Annotated in this window: 18 protein-coding genes and 1 pseudogene; 9 read left to right on the top strand and 10 right to left on the bottom strand. The window is 72.7% G+C overall.

The features are described from left to right. Positions 1 to 42 precede the first annotated feature (42 nt). A complete protein-coding gene (locus AC07F3_RS23945; RefSeq protein ID WP_479116492.1) occupies positions 43 to 630 on the top strand; it encodes a pyridoxamine 5'-phosphate oxidase family protein in 588 nt (195 codons plus the stop codon). A gap of 79 nt (positions 631 to 709) precedes the next feature. Further along, entirely contained in the window at positions 710 to 1,399 is a 690-nt protein-coding gene (locus AC07F3_RS23940; RefSeq protein ID WP_479116491.1) for a L,D-transpeptidase family protein, read from the top strand. Positions 1,400 to 1,429: 30 nt separating this feature from the next. Here AC07F3_RS23940 and AC07F3_RS23935 read toward each other — a convergent pair whose 3' ends face one another. The 5 genes from AC07F3_RS23935 to argC are packed head-to-tail and all read right to left on the bottom strand — an operon-like array spanning position 1,430 to position 6,328. Beyond that, complete coding sequence (locus AC07F3_RS23935) at positions 1,430 to 1,972, bottom strand: arginine repressor (RefSeq protein WP_053723584.1); 543 nt, start codon at positions 1,970 to 1,972, stop codon at positions 1,430 to 1,432. Between the two features lie 7 nt (positions 1,973 to 1,979). Continuing rightward, complete coding sequence (locus AC07F3_RS23930) at positions 1,980 to 3,137, bottom strand: acetylornithine transaminase (RefSeq protein ID WP_479116653.1); 1,158 nt, start codon at positions 3,135 to 3,137, stop codon at positions 1,980 to 1,982. Between the two features lie 35 nt (positions 3,138 to 3,172). Continuing rightward, on the bottom strand, positions 3,173 to 4,093 hold the full coding sequence (argB, locus tag AC07F3_RS23925) for an acetylglutamate kinase (RefSeq protein ID WP_479116490.1): 921 nt from the start codon (positions 4,091 to 4,093) through the stop codon (positions 3,173 to 3,175). A gap of 49 nt (positions 4,094 to 4,142) precedes the next feature. Next, complete coding sequence (gene argJ, locus AC07F3_RS23920; RefSeq protein ID WP_479116489.1) at positions 4,143 to 5,300, bottom strand: bifunctional glutamate N-acetyltransferase/amino-acid acetyltransferase ArgJ; 1,158 nt, start codon at positions 5,298 to 5,300, stop codon at positions 4,143 to 4,145. Then, positions 5,297 to 6,328, bottom strand: coding sequence for an N-acetyl-gamma-glutamyl-phosphate reductase (gene argC / locus AC07F3_RS23915; RefSeq protein ID WP_479116488.1), 1,032 nt, complete (start codon positions 6,326 to 6,328; stop codon positions 5,297 to 5,299). Before argC ends, argJ begins: the two co-directional genes overlap by 4 nt. Positions 6,329 to 6,454: 126 nt before the next feature. On the opposite strand from argC, the pseudogene AC07F3_RS23910 reads away from it, so the two are divergent. From AC07F3_RS23910 to AC07F3_RS23900, 3 genes and pseudogenes are all read left to right on the top strand, one after another. Beyond that, a pseudogene (locus AC07F3_RS23910) lies at positions 6,455 to 6,787 on the top strand (Rossmann-fold NAD(P)-binding domain-containing protein); the annotation flags it as partial. Between the two features lie 67 nt (positions 6,788 to 6,854). Then, entirely contained in the window at positions 6,855 to 7,598 is a 744-nt protein-coding gene (locus AC07F3_RS23905; protein ID WP_479116487.1) for a VOC family protein, read from the top strand. Between the two features lie 162 nt (positions 7,599 to 7,760). Beyond that, positions 7,761 to 8,363 (top strand): TetR/AcrR family transcriptional regulator, encoded by a 603-nt coding sequence (locus AC07F3_RS23900; RefSeq protein WP_479116486.1) that lies wholly within the window; start codon positions 7,761 to 7,763, stop codon positions 8,361 to 8,363. Between the two features lie 12 nt (positions 8,364 to 8,375). Here AC07F3_RS23900 and AC07F3_RS23895 read toward each other — a convergent pair whose 3' ends face one another. Both AC07F3_RS23895 and AC07F3_RS23890 read right to left on the bottom strand, forming a co-directional pair. Further along, complete coding sequence (locus tag AC07F3_RS23895; RefSeq protein WP_479116485.1) at positions 8,376 to 9,665, bottom strand: RNA polymerase sigma factor; 1,290 nt, start codon at positions 9,663 to 9,665, stop codon at positions 8,376 to 8,378. Beyond that, complete coding sequence (locus AC07F3_RS23890; protein WP_479116484.1) at positions 9,662 to 10,027, bottom strand: YciI family protein; 366 nt, start codon at positions 10,025 to 10,027, stop codon at positions 9,662 to 9,664. Before AC07F3_RS23890 ends, AC07F3_RS23895 begins: the two co-directional genes overlap by 4 nt. A gap of 204 nt (positions 10,028 to 10,231) precedes the next feature. Here AC07F3_RS23890 and AC07F3_RS23885 point away from each other — a divergent pair, with 204 nt between their 5' ends. After that, entirely contained in the window at positions 10,232 to 10,789 is a 558-nt protein-coding gene (locus tag AC07F3_RS23885; protein WP_479116483.1) for a sugar O-acetyltransferase, read from the top strand. A gap of 34 nt (positions 10,790 to 10,823) precedes the next feature. On the opposite strand, the gene AC07F3_RS23880 is transcribed toward AC07F3_RS23885, so the two are convergent. Both AC07F3_RS23880 and AC07F3_RS23875 read right to left on the bottom strand, forming a co-directional pair. Continuing rightward, the gene (locus AC07F3_RS23880; protein WP_479116482.1) at positions 10,824 to 11,255 is read right to left on the bottom strand and encodes a GNAT family N-acetyltransferase; all 432 of its coding nucleotides are present in this window, start codon (positions 11,253 to 11,255) and stop codon (positions 10,824 to 10,826) included. Between the two features lie 85 nt (positions 11,256 to 11,340). Then, on the bottom strand, positions 11,341 to 12,786 hold the full coding sequence (locus tag AC07F3_RS23875) for an aminotransferase-like domain-containing protein (protein WP_479116481.1): 1,446 nt from the start codon (positions 12,784 to 12,786) through the stop codon (positions 11,341 to 11,343). On the opposite strand from AC07F3_RS23875, the gene AC07F3_RS23870 reads away from it, so the two are divergent. After that, positions 12,785 to 13,711, top strand: a complete 927-nt coding sequence (locus AC07F3_RS23870; RefSeq protein WP_479116480.1) for a DMT family transporter — start codon at positions 12,785 to 12,787, stop codon at positions 13,709 to 13,711. The two genes, AC07F3_RS23875 and AC07F3_RS23870, sit on opposite strands and share 2 nt — an antisense overlap. A 59-nt stretch (positions 13,712 to 13,770) precedes the next feature. Next, positions 13,771 to 13,965: a DUF1918 domain-containing protein gene (locus tag AC07F3_RS23865; protein ID WP_479116479.1), complete on the top strand. Its 195-nt coding sequence runs from the start codon at positions 13,771 to 13,773 to the stop codon at positions 13,963 to 13,965. 11 nt (positions 13,966 to 13,976) lie between these two features. Here the strand turns inward: AC07F3_RS23865 and AC07F3_RS23860 are convergent, their stop codons facing one another. Then, positions 13,977 to 15,236: a glycoside hydrolase family 10-like protein gene (locus tag AC07F3_RS23860; protein WP_479116478.1), complete on the bottom strand. Its 1,260-nt coding sequence runs from the start codon at positions 15,234 to 15,236 to the stop codon at positions 13,977 to 13,979. Between the two features lie 163 nt (positions 15,237 to 15,399). Between AC07F3_RS23860 and AC07F3_RS23855 the strand changes: the two genes are divergently transcribed. After that, positions 15,400 to 16,260 (top strand): 3-hydroxybutyryl-CoA dehydrogenase, encoded by an 861-nt coding sequence (locus AC07F3_RS23855; RefSeq protein ID WP_114037961.1) that lies wholly within the window; start codon positions 15,400 to 15,402, stop codon positions 16,258 to 16,260. Positions 16,261 to 16,357 lie beyond the last annotated feature (97 nt).

Below are 16,357 nucleotides of genomic sequence, written 5' to 3'. Positions count from 1 at the left end.
ACCCCCTGCCGCCACCAGCGTCCGCGGCGGATAATCCGGCCCATGGGAAAGACCTACGAACGCATCGACGGCCGCCTCAGGACCTTCATCGAGGAGCAGCACGTCTTCTTCACCGCCACCGCCCCGCTCGACGGCGAGGGGACCATCAACCTCTCCCCCAAGGGCCTCGCGGGCTCCTTCGCGGTGCTCGACGAGCGGACCGTGGCCTACCTCGACTTCGCCGGGAGCAACGCCGAGACCATCGCCCACCTGCGCGAGAACGGCCGGATCACCCTGATGTGGTGCGCCTTCCAGGGGCCGCCGAACATCGTGCGCGTGCACGGCCGGGGTGAGCCGGTCTTCCGCGACGACCCCCGCTTCGAGGAGCTCGTCGGCCACTTCCCCGCCATCGACCCGGCCCTGCACGGCCTGCGCGCCGTCGTCGTGGTCACCGCCGAACTCGTCCGCGACACCTGCGGGTACGCCGTCCCCTTCATGACGTACGACGAGGACCGCGACCTGCACGCCAAGCGGTTCGCGCGCGAGGACGACGACAGCCTGAGCGCGTACTTCGAGAAGAAGGAGCACGTCGCCACGAGCATCGACGGACTGCCGGGACTGCCGCTTCCGCTGCCCAGGCGCGCGGCCTGACGCACCGTTCGCTCCCGTACGGAGCAATCCGCGCGGCTCCGGGCGGCCGGGCGGGGCGGCGGCGCATACGGTCCGGAGCATGCGCACCGCCGCCCTGCTCCTCGCGTCCCTGCTCGTCCCGCTCGCCTCGCCACCGCACCCCGCGCCGCTGCCCGAACGGATGGCCCGCACCGGTGGCGGCAGTCAGCTGCTCACCGCCGAGGCGCCCGCCACCGGGGCCACCACGGGCAGGCTCACCTGGTGGGACCGGCGCGACGGACGCTGGGTCGCGGTGGGCTCGGCGCCGGCCAGGTTCGGCGCGAAGGGCCTGGTCGAGCAGAACGCGCGCGTCCAGGGCACCGACACGACGCCGACCGGCCTGTTCCCGCTGCCGTACGCCTTCGGGGTCGCGGCCGCGCCCCCCGGCACCCGCTATCCCTACCGGCGCGCCACGGACCGGTCCTGGTGGTGCGAGGACAACGAGTCCCGCGCTTACAACCGCTGGGTGGAGGGCCTGCCCCGGGACTGCCGGGCGAGCGAGGCGGAACATCTGACGGCGTACGCGGACCAGTACGCCCGGGCCATGGTCATCGGCTTCAACTACCGGCGCCCGGTACGCGGCCGGGGCGCCGGGATCTTCCTGCACGTCAACGGGCGCGGCGCGACGGCCGGGTGCGTCTCGGTGCCGGCCGACGCGATGGCCGAGGTACTGGCCTGGGCCGACCCGGCCCGGCGCCCGCACATCGCGATCGGCACCGAGCACGGGCCGACCGCGATCACCCGTTACTGAACCCGCCCGTCACGAGCGGGAGTCGAGGCTTCAGCGGTGGTCGTTCTGGGCCAGCCGCAGCAGATGGTCGGCCAGCGCCTGCCCGCCCGACGGGTCGCGACTGATCAGCATGAGGGTGTCGTCCCCCGCGATCGTGCCGAGGATGTCGTGCAGTTCGGCCTGGTCGATGGCCGAGGCGAGGAACTGCGCGGCACCCGGCGGGGTGCGCAGCACCACCAGGTTGGCGGAGGCCTCGGCGGAGATCAGCAGTTCGGCCGAGAGCCTGCGCATCCGCTCCTCCTTCGCCGACTCGCCAAGGGGCGCCTTCGGCGTGCGGAAGCCGCCCTCGCTGGGCACCGCGTAGATCAGCTCGCCGCCGGTGTTGCGGATCTTCACCGCGCCGAGCTCGTCGAGGTCGCGGGAGAGCGTCGCCTGGGTGACGCTCAGCCCGTCGTCCGCGAGCAGCTTGGCGAGCTGGCTCTGGGACCGCACCGGCTGCCGGTTGAGGATGTCCACGATCCGGCGGTGGCGGGCGGTGCGGGTCTGCGGTACGGCGGGGCCGCCCGGCTCGAAGTCCTGCGCCTCGTCGGTCATCGTCGTCTCATTCTCCGGATCGTCCGTCCCCGCCTGCTGCGTCGAGAACACCGGGCAGGGCCTGGAGGAACGCGTCCGCCTCCGCGTCACCGATGATGAGCGGCGGCATGAGCCGTACGACATCGGGAGCGGGCGCGTTGACCAGGAAGCCGGCATCCTGAGCCGCCTGCTGCACCCGGGGTGCGAGGGGCTCGTTGAGCACGATACCCAGCAGCAGCCCCGCACCACGGACATGGGAGACCAACGGGTGCTCCAGCGCCTCGATTCCGTCCCGCAGCTTCTCACCGGTCCGCTTGACCTGGTCGAGCGCTCCGTCGGCGGACAGCGTGTCGATGACAGCGAGTCCGGCGGCGCAGGCGACCGGGTTCCCGCCGAAGGTCGTGCCGTGCATGCCGGGCTTCAGCAGCTCGGCCGCCGCGCCGAAGGCGACGGTCGCGCCCAGCGGGAGCCCGCCGCCGAGCCCCTTGGCCAGGGTCACGATGTCCGGGTCGACGCCCGTGTGCCGCTGGTGCTCGAACCAGGTGCCGGTCCGGCCGATGCCGGTCTGCACCTCGTCGAGGACGAGCAGCGTCCCGGTGGCGCGGGTGATCTCGCGGGCCGCCTCCAGGTATCCGGCCGGTGGCACGACGACCCCGATCTCGCCCTGGATGGGCTCGATGATCACCAGCGCGGTCTCCTCGGTCACCACCGACCGGAGCGCCTCGGCGTCCCCGTACGGCACGTGCGTGACGTCGCCCGGCAGCGGCCGGAAGGGCTCCTGCTTGCCCGGCTGGCCGGTGAGCGCGAGCGCGCCCATCGTGCGGCCGTGGAAACCGCCGGTGGTGGCGACCATGTGGATGCGCCCGGTGAGCCGCCCGATCTTGAAGGCGCCTTCGTTGGCCTCGGCACCCGAATTGCAGAAGAAAACGCGCCCGGGCCGGCCGAAGAGCTGGATGAGACGTTCGGCGAGCGCCACCGGGGGCTCGGCCACGAACAGGTTCGAGACGTGGCCGAGCGAGGCGATCTGCTGGGTGACGGCCTGCACGACCGCGGGGTGGGCGTGGCCGAGCGCGTTGACCGCGATGCCCCCCACGAAGTCGGCGTACTGGGTGCCGTCGGCGTCCCACACCGTGGCGCCGGCACCGCGTACGAGCGCGAGCTTCGGCGTGCCGTAGTTGTCCGTCATGACGTGCTGCCAGCGCTGTGCGAGCTCCTGGTTGGTCACCGCACTCCCCCTTGTCCGTCCGGTGTGCCCGGTGCGTCGGGCACGACCATCGTGCCGATGCCCTCGTCGGTGAAGATCTCCAGCAGGATCGAGTGCTGGACCCGCCCGTCGATGACGCGCGCGGTGTTGACCCCGTTGCGCACCGCGAACAGGCAGCCCTCCATCTTGGGCACCATGCCGCTGGAGAGCTCGGGCAGCAGCTTCTCCAGCTGACTTGCCGTCAGTTTGCTGATCACGTCGTCGCTGTTGGGCCAGTCCTCGTACAGGCCCTCGACGTCGGTGAGGACCATCAGGGTCTCGGCGCCCAGCGCAGCAGCGAGTGCCGCAGCCGCCGTATCAGCATTGACGTTGTAGACATGTCCGTCGTCCTGGGAACGGGCGATCGAGGAGATGACCGGGATGCGGCCGTCGTCCAGGAGCGCCTGGATGGCGCCCGGGTCGATCGCGGTGATCTGGCCGACCCGGCCGATGTCGACCAGTTCGCCGTCGATTTCCGGGCGGTGCTGGATGGCCGTGATGGTGTGGGCGTCCTCGCCGGTCATGCCGACCGCGAGCGGCCCGTGCTGGTTGAGCAGCCCGACGAGCTCGCGCTGCACCTGCCCGGCGAGCACCATGCGCACCACGTCCATGGCCTCGGGCGTGGTGACCCGAAGACCCGCCTTGAACTCGCTGACCAGGCCGTGCTTGTCGAGCTGCGCGCTGATCTGCGGTCCGCCGCCGTGCACGACGACGGGCTTGAGGCCGGACTGCCGCAGGAACACCACGTCCTGCGCGAAGGCGGCCTTGAGCTCCTCGTCGACCATGGCGTTGCCGCCGAACTTGATGACGACGGTCTTGCCGTGGTGCCGGGTCAGCCAGGGCAGCGCCTCGATGAGGGTCTGGGCCTTGGGCAGTGCGGTGTGTTTACGGGTACTCATGGGCGCGGCCCGTTCCTTGGAAGGGTGGTGGCGGGAGACGGGTGGGCGCTCATGAGCTGTACGCGCTGTTCTCGTGGACGTAGTCGGCGGTGAGGTCGTTGGCCCAGATGACGACGGGCTCGCCGGCCCCGGCGGCGAGGTCGGCGGTGATCCGCACCTCCCGGTAGCGCATGTCGACGAGGTCGCGGTCCTCGCCGACGGAGCCGTTCTTGCAGACCCAGACACCGTTGATCGCGACGTTGAGCCGGTCGGGGTCGAAGGCCGCCTTCGTGGTGCCGATGGCGGAGAGCACCCGGCCCCAGTTGGGGTCCTCGCCGTGGATGGCGCACTTGAGCAGGTTGTTCCGCGCGATGGACCGTCCGACCTCGACGGCGTCGTCCTCGCTCGCCGCGTTGATCACTTCGATGCGGATGTCCTTGGAGGCGCCCTCGGCGTCCCCGATGAGCTGGCGGGCCAGATCGTCGCACACGGCCCGTACGGCCTCGGCGAAGTCCCCGTATTCCGGGACGAGTTGAGAGGCGCCCGAGGCGAGGAGCAGCACGGTGTCGTTGGTGGACATGCAGCCGTCGGAGTCGACCCGGTCGAAGGTCTGCCGCGTGGCGTCGCGCAGCGCCTTGTCGAGCGTGGCCGCGTCGACGTCGGCGTCGGTGGTGAGCACGACCAGCATGGTGGCGAGCCCGGGCGCGAGCATGCCCGCGCCCTTGGCCATGCCGCCCACGGTCCAGCCGTCCTTGGTGACGACGCTGGTCTTGTGCACGGTGTCGGTGGTCTTGATGGCGATGGCGGCCTTCTCGCCGCCGTGCGCGGAGAGCTCGGCGGCCGCCCGCTCGATGCCGGGCAGGAGCTTGTCCATCGGGAGCAGCACGCCGATGAGCCCGGTGGACGCGACGGCGACCTCGCCCGCGCTGTGCCCTTCGAGCACCTCGGCCACCTTCTCGGCCGTGGCGTGGGTGTCCTGGAATCCCTGGGGGCCCGTACAGGCGTTGGCGCCACCGGAGTTGAGGACGACGGCGCTCACCTCGCCGCCCTTGAGCACCTGCTCGGACCACAGGACCGGGGCGGCCTTGACGCGGTTGGAGGTGAAGACGCCCGCGGCGGCTCGGCGCGGCCCGGTGTTGACCACGAGGGCCAGGTCCGGGTTGCCGTTCTGCTTGATCCCGGCGGCGATGCCCGCCGCCGTGAATCCCTTGGCTGCCGTCACGCTCACGGCGCAACTCCCATCGTGGAAAGGCCCGTCGACTCGTCGAGTCCGAGGGCGATGTTCATGCTCTGCACCGCGCCGCCGGCGGTGCCCTTCGTCAGGTTGTCGATGGCGCTGATCGCGACGACGCGCCCGGCGCTCTCGTCGTACGCCACCTGCACGTGTGCGGAGTTGGACCCGTACACGGAGGCGGTGGCGGGCCACTGCCTCGCCGGGAGCAGGTGCACGAACGGCTCGTCCGCGAAGGCCTTCTCGTAGGCGGCCCGTACGGAATCGGCGGTGACACCGTCCTTCGCCTTCGCGGAGCAGGTGGCGAGGATGCCGCGGGACATGGGCGCGAGGGTGGGCGTGAAGGAGACGGTGACGTCCTCGCCCGCCACGGCGCTCAGGTTCTGGATCATCTCGGGGGTGTGCCGGTGCCCGCCACCGACGCCGTACGGAGACATCGAGCCCATCACCTCGCTGCCCAGCAGGTGGGGCTTGAGCGCCTTGCCCGCGCCGGAGGTGCCGGTGGCGGCGACGATCACGGCGTCGCTCTCCACGAGACCGTTCCGGTACGCCGGAAAGAGCGCGAGGGAGACGGCGGTCGGGTAGCAGCCCGGCACGGCGATCCGCCGCGTGGACTCCAACGCGGCCCGCGCGCCCGGCAGTTCGGGCAGCCCGTACGGCCAGGACCCGGCGTGCGCCGAGCCGTAGAACCTCTCCCAGTCGGCCGCGGACCGGAGCCGGAAGTCGGCCCCCATGTCGACGACCAGGACGTCCGGCCCGAGCCGCTCGGCCACCGCGGCCGACTGGCCGTGCGGCAGCGCCAGGAAGACCACGTCGTGCCCGGCGAGCACCTCAGGGGTGGTGGGCTCCAGAGTGCGCCCGGCCAGCGGAACGAGGTGCGGCTGGAGCGAACCGAGCAGCTGCCCGGCGTTGGAGTTCGCGGTCAGCGCCCCGATCTCGACCCCGGGGTGCCCGAGCAGCAGACGGAGCAGTTCCCCGCCCGCATACCCACTGGCCCCTGCCACTGCCGCACGTACCGCCGCCATCGAATCCTCCTCGGTGATGGCATGACTATACGCAGCCATGCAGTTTTATGCAAAGGGTTATCGGGGGCGCCGTGGGCCCTCGCACGCGCGCGGGGCCGCGTCGTCGACCCGCTCGACCGCCGGGGCCTCGACGACCTGGTCACCCCGAGCGGCCTCATCGGCGCGATGTCCTCCGGCCAGGGCAGCATCACCAACAACATCAACGGGCTGCGCGAGGTCTACCGCACCGGCAAAGCCGCGCTCAACATGCTCATGCGCAGCTAAGCCGCCCGGCAGCCCGACACGGACCGCTCCCTGCCGCTCCTCGCCTCGGGCTGGATCCGCACCGCCCTCGGCGGCGACGACGCCCCGTACACGGTGGAAGAGAGCACCCCGCTCCTCGTGGACGTCCTCCTCGCTCACCTCGGTGCCAAGGGCCTGGCCTATCTGGACCGCTTCGGTGAGACCGTCCCCTGGTAGGGCTCCGTCAGCGGGACGCCCCCGAGGCTCCGTCCCGTCGTCGGAGCCGGTGCATAGGATCGCCGACATGGCACTGCGACCCGTGACGGTGAACATCAGGGTTCTCGACCACGCGGCGGTCGGCGGGTTCTGGGCCCAGGCACTGGGCTGGAGCGCGTACGACCTCGGCGCGATCACCCGCGTCGGCCCCGACGGCGGCCCGCTCCGGCCGGAGCCCGGTGTTCTCGGCATCGACGTCGTCCCCGTTCCGGAGCCCAAGACCGCGACGAAGAACCGCGTCCACCTCGATCTCGCCACCGCCTCCGCGGCCCATCAGACCGAACTGGTCGCGCGCCTGAAGGGTCTGGGCGCGACTCCCGCCCAGGTCGGGCAGGGCGACGACGTGCCGTGGACGGTCCTCGCCGATCCGGAGGGCAACGAGTTCTGCGTGCTGGAACCCCGGGAGGTCTACCGGGGCACCGGGCCCATCGCCGCGGTGGTGGTCGACTGTGCGGACCCGCGGGCCATGGCGCGGTTCTGGGGCGGGGCCACCGACTGGACGGTGCACCACGTGACCGACGACCAGGCGGCGTTGCGCTCCGCCCGCGCCGTCGGCCCGTTCCTGGAGTTCCTCCGCGTTCCGGGCGGCGAGGCCGTGCCGGGCCGCGTCCACCTCGACCTCATGCCGTACCCCGGCGGCGACAGGGCGGCGGAGGCGGACCGGCTGCGGACCCTCGGCGCAACCGGTCCCGACCTCGGTCAGGACGACGCCCCGTGGACCTGGCTGGCCGATCCGGAGAGCCACGCCTTCCGCGTGCTCGATCCGTCCTGACCCGGTGCTCCGGCGCGAACCCGTGCGGTTCTCCAACGTGCCCGGAAGCGTGCCGGAAGCACGCGGCGAGCGCCGAACACCGCAGCTCCCGGCCCTCCAAGCATTACACTAGCCGTTACTTTTTCACAACGGCTTCTGGTTCGCAGCTGGTAGCATCACGCCATGACCGAGTCGCCCGGCCGCCGCGAGCGCAAGAAGGCCGCCACCCGCCAGAACATCGCCGACGCCGCCCTGCGGCTCTTCCTGGAACGCGGGTACGACGCGGTCGGCATCCGCGACGTGGCCGCCGAGGCCGACGTCGCCGTCACCACGCTCTTCTCCCACTTCGCCTCGAAAGAGGCCCTCGTGTTCGAGCAGGACGCGAACTTCGAGCAGGGTCTCGTCCAGGCGGTCACCGACCGGGCGCCCCACGAGCCGCTCATGCCCGCCCTCCGCCGCGAGATCCACGCCCAGGTACGCCACTGCGCGGCGGAGGGCGCCGCGCCGATCTGGCGCATGATCGACCAGTCGTCCGCGCTGCGGGAGTACGAGGAGTCCATGCGGCTGCGTCACGCGGAGTCGCTGGCCGCGGCCATCGCCGCCGATCCCGGCCTCCCGCACACCGCGACGGCCTGCCGGGCCGTGGCGCGCTTCGTGATCGACGCCTACGCACTGGCCCGCGAGGCGGCCGACCCGCAGGCCGCGGTGGACGAGGTCTTCCGGATGATCGAGGCGGCCTGGGAGGTCGCCAGTCCCGAGACGGCGGGCTCACCCGACGGGACGTGACGTCGGGCCCGGTCACGTGGCCCGGCCGCGCGGGGGTTCCCCGCGCTGGACGCCCAGCTCCGCCAACCTCCGCTCCAGGAAGGCCCGTTCCGCCGCGTTGGCCGTGCGGTCGAGCGCCTCGGCGTACGCCCGGGCCGCCTCCTCGCCGCGCCCCAGGCGGCGCAGCAGGTCCGCCCGGGTGGCGTGGAAGAGGTGGTACGGCTCCAGGTCGAGGGCGTCGATGAGGGCGAGGGCCTCGGCCGGGCCCTGTGTCTCCGCCACCGCGACGGCCCGGTTGAGCGCCACCACCGGGGTCGGCGCGAGGGCGAGCAGCTGGTCGTACAGCTGCCGGATCTGCTGCCAGTCCGTGGCCCCCGGCGTCGCGGCGTCGCTGTGCACGGCGTTGATCGCGGCCAGGATCTGGTACGGGCCCGGCCGGTCGCGGCGCAGACAGCGACGCACCAACTCCTGTCCCTCGGCGATGAGTTCGGGGTCCCAGCGCGTGCGGTCCTGGTCCGGGAGGAGCACGAGTTCGCCGCCCGGCATCGCGCGGGCGGCCCGGCGGGACTCGGTGAGCAGCATGAGGGCGAGCAGACCGAGGGCCTCCGGCTCGTCCGGCATCAGCTCGACCAGGAGCCGGCCCAGGCGCACGGCCTCCGCGCACAGGTCGTCCCGTACGAGATGCTCGCCCGAGCTCGCCGCGTACCCCTCGTTGAAGATCAGGTAGACCACCGCGAGCACCGCGGCGAGCCGGTCGGGGAGGTCCGCCTCGTGCGGGATCCGGTACGGGATGCGTGCCTCGCGGATCTTGTGCTTGGCCCGCACCAGGCGCTGGGCCATGGTCGGCTCGGGCACGAGGAAGGCGTGGGCGATCTCCGCGGTGCTGAGCCCACCCAACAGCCGTAGCGTCAGGGCGACTTGGGCGGCGGGGGCGAGCGCGGGGTGGCAACAGGTGAAGACGAGACGGAGCCGGTCGTCGCGCACGGGGCCCTCCTCGGCGGGTTCGTCGGCGGCGTACAGCCGGGCCCGCCGGACGGCCTCGGCCCGCCGGACGGCCTCGGCCTGCCGGTCGGCGCGGGTCGCCTCCCGGCGCAGCCGGTCCACGGCCCGGTTGCGGGCGGTGGTGATGATCCAGCCGGCCGGGCTGGGCGGCAGCCGGTCCCGGGGCCAGCGGGCCACCGCCGTCGTGAACGCGTCCTGCACCGCCTCCTCGGCGAGGTCGATGTCGCCGAGGACGCGGACCAGGACGGCCACCGCGCGGCCGTACTCCGCCCGGAAGATCCGCTCGATCGCGGCCTGGTCGCCGGGCCCGGGGTTCCTCACTCCTCGGCCCGGCCGTGGAAGGGCCGCACCTCGATGGGCAGCGTCGTCGCCCGCAGCGCCTTGCGGCCCCAGACGAGCGCGGCGTCGAGGTCGGGCGCCTTCACGATGCACAGCCCGCCCAGGTACTCCTTGCTCTCGATGTAGGGGCCGTCGGTGGTGAGCACGTCGCCGCCCTTCGCGCGGAGCACGGTGGCCGTGCCGGGTGCGGCGAGGCCCCCGGCGAAGACCCAGGCCCCGGCGTCCTTCAGCTCCTGGTGGAAGGCCTCCAGGTCCGCCGTGATCCGTGCCATCTCCTCGGGCGCGGGCGGGGTTCCCTCGGTCGGCTGGACCACGCTGAGCAGGTAGTACTTCGCGTCCGTCATGACGTTCTCCTCGGCCGGTGGCCGCCCCGGCGGGGCCGCCCTCACCATCTATACGAACGGGGCCCGGCCGGATCGACACGGAACGCGGGTCCGCGGCGAACTTTTTTTCGCGTGCCCGGCACGCAGGGGCACTCTCCTCTGCGCGCCCCCGGTCGCCCGGCGGATGTCGTACCGTTCCGGGCAACCGGTCCGGGAGGGGCACTCGTGGGTGAGAACAAGCGGCTGATGCTGGCGGGCGAGTGGTACCTGCCGGACGACCCCGAACTGCGCGCCGACACGGAGCGCCGCGTCGAGCTGTGCGCCGCCTACAACGCGGCCACCACGGCCCCGCCCGCCGACCGGCAGCGGATCCTCGAAGACCTCCTGGGCTCGGTCGGTGACTCCGTACGCGTGCGGGCGCCGTTCCAGTGCGACTTCGGCTACAACATCAGCATCGGCGCCGGTACGTTCGTGAACTTCGGCGGTGTCTTCCTCGACACCGGCCCTATCACCGTGGGCCGTGACGTACAGATCGGCCCGAACGTCCAACTCCTCACCCCCACGCACGAGTTGGACGCCGAGCGGCGGCGGGCCGGCTGGGAGAGGGCGCTGCCGGTGACCATCGGCGACAACGTGTGGCTCGGCGGCGGGGTGATCGTCTGCCCCGGCGTGACGATCGGCGCGAACACCGTGGTGGGCGCGGGCGCCGTCGTCACCAGGGACCTGCCGCCGAACGTGCTCGCGGTCGGCAACCCGGCCCGGGTCGTGCGCGAGCTGAGCTGATCCCGAGCCGGGCGGGGTGCGGAGCGCCGTACTCCTACTGCACGCCGAGCGCCATCCACTTGTCCGTGGTCTCCAGCGTGCGGAAACCGATCTTCTCGTAGACCCCGTGGGCGTCCGCCGTGGCCAGCAGGATCCGGCGCAGCCCGGCCGGCTCCAGGTGGTCCCGCACGGCGGTCACCAGCGCCGTGCCGAGGCCGTTGCCGCGCGCCGCGGGATCGACGTACACATCGCAGAGCCAGGCGAAGGTGGCGTGGTCGGTGACGATCCGCGCATAGGCGACCTGCTCCCCCGAACCCGACTCGTACGCGCCGAAGTTGAGGGAGCCCGCGATGGCGGCGTCCTGCTTGTCGCGGCTGCGGCCGAGCGCCCAGTAGGCGTCCGTCGAGAGCCAGTGGTGGACGCGGGCCGCGTCGAGGCGGTCCGGGTCGGTGGAGATCACGTACTCGCGGAAGGTCACGTCGTTCATGCCGGGAGCCTCCCAGGGCGCGGGCCGGTTGTCAGTGGCGGGTGCCACGCTTGTGCCAGGAGAGCGATATCGGCTCGGCGCCCCATCAGGCGGGTCGGCCCAGCACCCCGTCCAGGGCCGTGCGCAGCCTGCGTACCGCCTCGGAGATCTCCGCGCGGCCCGCCACGCCCGCGAAGCCGAGGCGGAGGTGGCCCGCCGGGGGTTCGGCGCTGAAGTAGGGGCGTCCGGGGGCCACGGCGACGCCGGCGCGCAGCGCGGCGGACACGACGGCGCTCTCGGGCGCGCCATCGGGCAGCCGGAGCCAGAGGTGGTAGCCGCCGGAGGGGATGTGGGGCAGGGCGAGTTCGGGGAGGTGGTGCAGGACGGCGGCGGCCAGGGATTCCCTGCGGGCGGTCAACTCGGCGGACACGGCGCGCAGATGGCGCCCCCAGGCCGGGGAGCCGACGAGTTCGAGGGCGGTCTCCTGGAGGGGGCGGGGCACGAAGAAGGAGTCGACGACCTGGATGGCGCGCAGGCGTTCCAGGACGGGGCCGCGGGCGGCGAGCGCACCGACCCGCAGGCTCGGTGAGGTCGCCTTGGTGAGGGAGGAGACGTGGACGACGACGCCGTCCGGGTCGTCGGCGGCGAGCGGGGCGGGCAGCGGGCCCGCGTCCTGGTGGGCGAGACGCCGGGCGAAGTCGTCCTCGACGACGAACGCGCCGAAGGAGTGGGCGATGCGGACCACTTCGCGGCCCCCGTCCGGGGGCAGGAGGGCGCCGGTCGGGTTCTGGAAGAGGGGCTGGCAGATGAGGACGCGGGCGCCGGTGGCGTCGAAGGCGCGGGTCAGGAGTTCGGGGCGGATGCCGTCGGGACCGACGGGGACCGGGACGGGGCGCAGCCCGGCGGCCCGGGCGATGGCCAGGAGGCCGGGGTAGGTGGGCGACTCGACGAGGACGGGGGCGCCGGGGGTGGCGAGCGCGCGCAGCGTGGTGGTCAGGGCGGTCTGGCCGCCCGCGGTGACCAGGACGTCCGCGGCGGTGACGGTGCCGCCGATCTCGCGGGCGAACCACTCCCGCAGCTCGGTGAGGCCGTCCACGGGCGGGCGGCTCCAGACGCCGGGTCGCCGGCCAGCCCGGCCGAGGGCGGCGGCCATCGCCCGCTCGGGACGGAGCCCGGGATCGAGATAGCCGCCGCTGAGGTCGATGACGCCGGTCTGCGGGACGGTGAGGGTGGCCAGGACGCCGGAGGCGTCGACCGTGCGCGGGGCGGCCTCGGTGGCGCCGTCCGCACTGAGCGCCACCTCCTGCCAGGAGGTGTCGCCGGTGCGTGCGGCGAGGGTGCGCGGCTCGGCGCGGTAGGCGCCCGCGCCGGGGCGGGTGACGACCAGGCCCTCGGCGACGAGCTGGGCGAGCGCGCGAGAGACCGTCACCGGGGAGACCCGATAGCGCTCGACCAGCGCCCGACTCGACGGCAGCTTTCCACCGATGGAGTAGCGGTTGAGTTCGCTCCGCAGGGATTCCGCCAGTTCCGCCACACTGCTACGCTCATGCATGACAGCACAGAATAGCGCTACTACTCCAGTGACGATAGCGGTCGGCGTGGACGGCGGCTCCGGTTCCGTCCTGCCGGGCGGGGCGCTGCTCGCCGGGCTCGGCGTGGTCTCCTTCTCCCTCACCTTCCCCGCCACCGTCTGGGGTCTGGACAGCTTCGGGCCCTGGTCCCTGGTGACGCTGCGGATCGCCCTGTCGGCGCTGATCGCGGGGGCGCTGCTGCTCGGGGAGCGGGTGCCGTTCCCCGACCGGGCGCACTGGCCGGGCCTCGCGGTCGTCGCGGGCGGCTCGCTGATCGGCTTCCCGCTGCTCACCACGATCGCCCTGCGGACCTCGACGACCTCGCACGCGGCCGTGGTGATCGGACTGCTGCCGCTGGCCACGGCCGCGTTCGGCGCGCTGCGCACCCGGCGTCGGCCGTCCCGCGCGTTCTGGGCGGCAGCGCTGGCCGGGGCGGCCGTGGTGGCCGCGTTCACCGTGCAGCAGAGCGGCGGCGCCCTGTCCGGCGGGGACGTCTACCTGTTCGCCGCGCTGCTCGTCTGCGCGGCCGCGTATGTCGAGGGCGGCCGGCTCGCCTCGGTCATGCCGGGCTGGCACGTGGTCGGCTGGGCGCTGGTGCTGTGCCTGCCGTTCGCCCTGGCCGGGGCCGCGGTGGCGCTCGCGTACGAGCCCTGGCGGCTCACCGCGCACGGCGTCGCGGGGCTGGTGTGGCTGGCCGCCGGGTCCAACTTCTTCGGCCTCTACGTCTGGTACCGCGGCCTCGCCGCGATCGGCGTGCCCCGGGCCAGCCAGCTCCAGCTGGCGCAGCCGCTGCTCACGCTGTTCTGGTCGGTGCTGCTGCTCGGCGAGCACCTGTCCCCGGCCGCGCCGCTCGCCGCGGTGGGCGTCCTGGTGTGCATCGCCGTGACGCAGCGGGCCCGGACCTGAGGCCGCCGGGTCCGGTCGTGGGCAGGGCCGACTCGCGCCCGCCGTCCTAGACTGGCGGCATGCGAGCAAGCGTGGGCGACACACTCCTTGTGCACGGCAGGACCGTCGGCCAGCAGGACCGCCGGGCCGAGGTCATCGAGGTTCTGGGACCCGAGGGCACGCCTCCCTTCCGGGTCCGGTTCGACGACGGCCACGAAACCCTGATGTCACCGGGCCCCGACACCGTGGTGCGGCACATCTCCGAGGACGCGTAGGGCGTGGGGTCTCAGCGGCCCCGCCCCCGGTAGTGGTCGGCGACGACCCGGGCCATGGCCCCGATGCGGTCCTCGGTGACCTCCTTCGCGGCGAAGAAGCAGTGGCCGCGGACGGAGCCGTGGCGCTGGGCCAGGGTCAGATGGCGGGACAGTTCCGCCGGGTCCTGCCAGGCGGCGGGCTGCGCCGGATCGCCCGCCTTGTACAACGCCTCGCCGATGTACAGGTCGACCCCGGTGCCCCGGGCCACCTCGTCCCACCAGGGCACCAGGACCGCGTAGTCGGCGGCGCGGAAGCCGATGTTCCAGTAGACCTGCGGGCAGATGTAGTCGATCCAGCCCTCGCGCACCCATCTGCGGGTGTCGGCGTGCAGGTCGTCGTAGGTCTGGACGCCGGCCGTGGTCGCCGAGCCGCGCCCGTCGCTCGACGCGTTGCGCCACACCCCGAACGGGCTGATGCCGAACCGGATCCGGCGGTCGATCCGCTTGATCCGGGCAGCCGTCTCGCGCACCAGCAGGTCGATGTTGTGGCGCCGCCAGGCGTCGCGGTCCGGGAAGCCCGAGCCGTACCGCGCGTACGCCGCGTCGTCGTCGAAGCCCTGGCCCGCCACCGGATACGGATAGAAGTAGTCGTCCCAGTGGACGCCGTCGATGCCGTAGCGGCGCACCGCGTCCAGCATGGCGTCCTCGACGAAACGGCGGACCTCGGGCAGGCCCGGGTTGTAGTAGAGCTTGCCGCCGTACGGCACGGCCCAGTCGGGGTGGACGCGCGCGGGATGGGTCGGGACCAGGCGCGTGAGGTCGGTGTGGTTGGCGATCCGGTACGGGTTGAACCAGGCGTGCAGTTCGAGGCCGCGCTCATGCGCCTCGCGGACGGCGGTGCCCAGCGGATCCCAGCCGGGGTCCTCGCCCTGCCTCCCCGTGAGCCACTCGGACCAGGGCTCGTACGGGGACGGCCAGAGCGCGTCGGCGGTCGGGCGGACCTGGAGGACCACCGTGTTCAGCCGCCGCTCGACCGCCTTGTCCAGGTGGGCCAGGATCTCGGCGCGCTGGGCACCGGCGGACAGACCCGGCCGGGAGGGCCAGTCCCGGTTGGCCACCGTGGCCACCCACACCCCGCGGAAGTCCCGCCCGCGGTGTCCGGCTGCCACCTCCCGCACGGCCCGCTCCAGCGTCCCGCCCCGGCCCGCGGCGACCGCGCCGCCCGTCGTGACCAGCCCGCTCAGCGCTCCGGCCGTGCCCGCCACGAAGCCCCGCCGCGTGATTCGCCCCACGTCACACCCCTCGCTCAGGTCCCATCGCCCAGGTGTACCGGACAGCATGCCCGCCCCGGCCCCGCATGCACGCGCGCGTCCGGAGTAACGTCAGGGGCCGAAGGCGGGCGCCGGAATCACACGGGGGACCTGCCGGGGACTGCAGTAGAGCGAAAGGCACGATGTGACCGACATCGAACGCGTCGGAATTGTGGGCTGTGGCCAGATGGGCGCGGGCATCGCGGAGGTGTGTGCCCGCAGCGGTCTGGACGTCAAGGTCGCCGAGACCACCGGCGAGGCCCTGGAGATCGGCCGCACCCGGCTGCACAACTCCCTCTCGAAGGCCGCCGAGCGCGGCAAGATCACCGAAGAGGAGCGCGACGCGACGCTCGGCCGCCTCAGCTTCACCACCGACCTGGGCGAGTTCGCCGACCGCGATCTCGTGATCGAGGCCGTGGTGGAGAACGAGCAGGTCAAGACCGAGATCTTCCAGGTCCTCGACCAGGTGGTGACCCGCCCGGACGCGATCTTGGCCTCCAACACCTCCTCCATCCCGCTGGTGAAGCTCGCGGTCGCCACCTCGCGCCCCGACCAGGTCATCGGCATCCACTTCTTCAACCCGGCGCCGGTGCAGAAGCTCGTCGAGCTCATTCCCGCGCTCACCACCTCCGAGGGCACCATCAGCCGGGCCCAGGTGCTGGTCGAGAAGGTGCTGGGCAAGCACGCGATCCGCGCCCAGGACCGCTCCGGGTTCGTGGTCAACGCGCTCCTCATCCCGTACCTGCTCTCCGCGATCCGGATGTTCGAGTCGGGCATCGCCAGCCGCGAGGACATCGACAACGGCATGGAGCTGGGCTGCGCCCATCCGATGGGCCCGCTGAAGCTCTCCGACCTCATCGGCCTGGACACGGTCGCCTCGGTCGCGGACTCGATGTACGACGAGTTCAAGGAGCCCCTGTACGCCGCTCCCCCGCTGCTCCAGCGGATGGTCGACGCGGGACGGCTCGGCCGGAAGACCGGGTCCGGTTTCTACTCGTACGCCTGAGTAAAGCGGCGTACTTCTGTATACGCGGGTATACGTCTGAAAGGCATGAGCCGGGCTCGTCCCGCGCACACCGGGTGTGCGGAACGAGCCCGCATAT

This window comes from Streptomyces sp. NPDC045846, from assembly GCF_056431605.1.
This window is presented reverse-complemented; position numbering and strand designations above follow the sequence as displayed.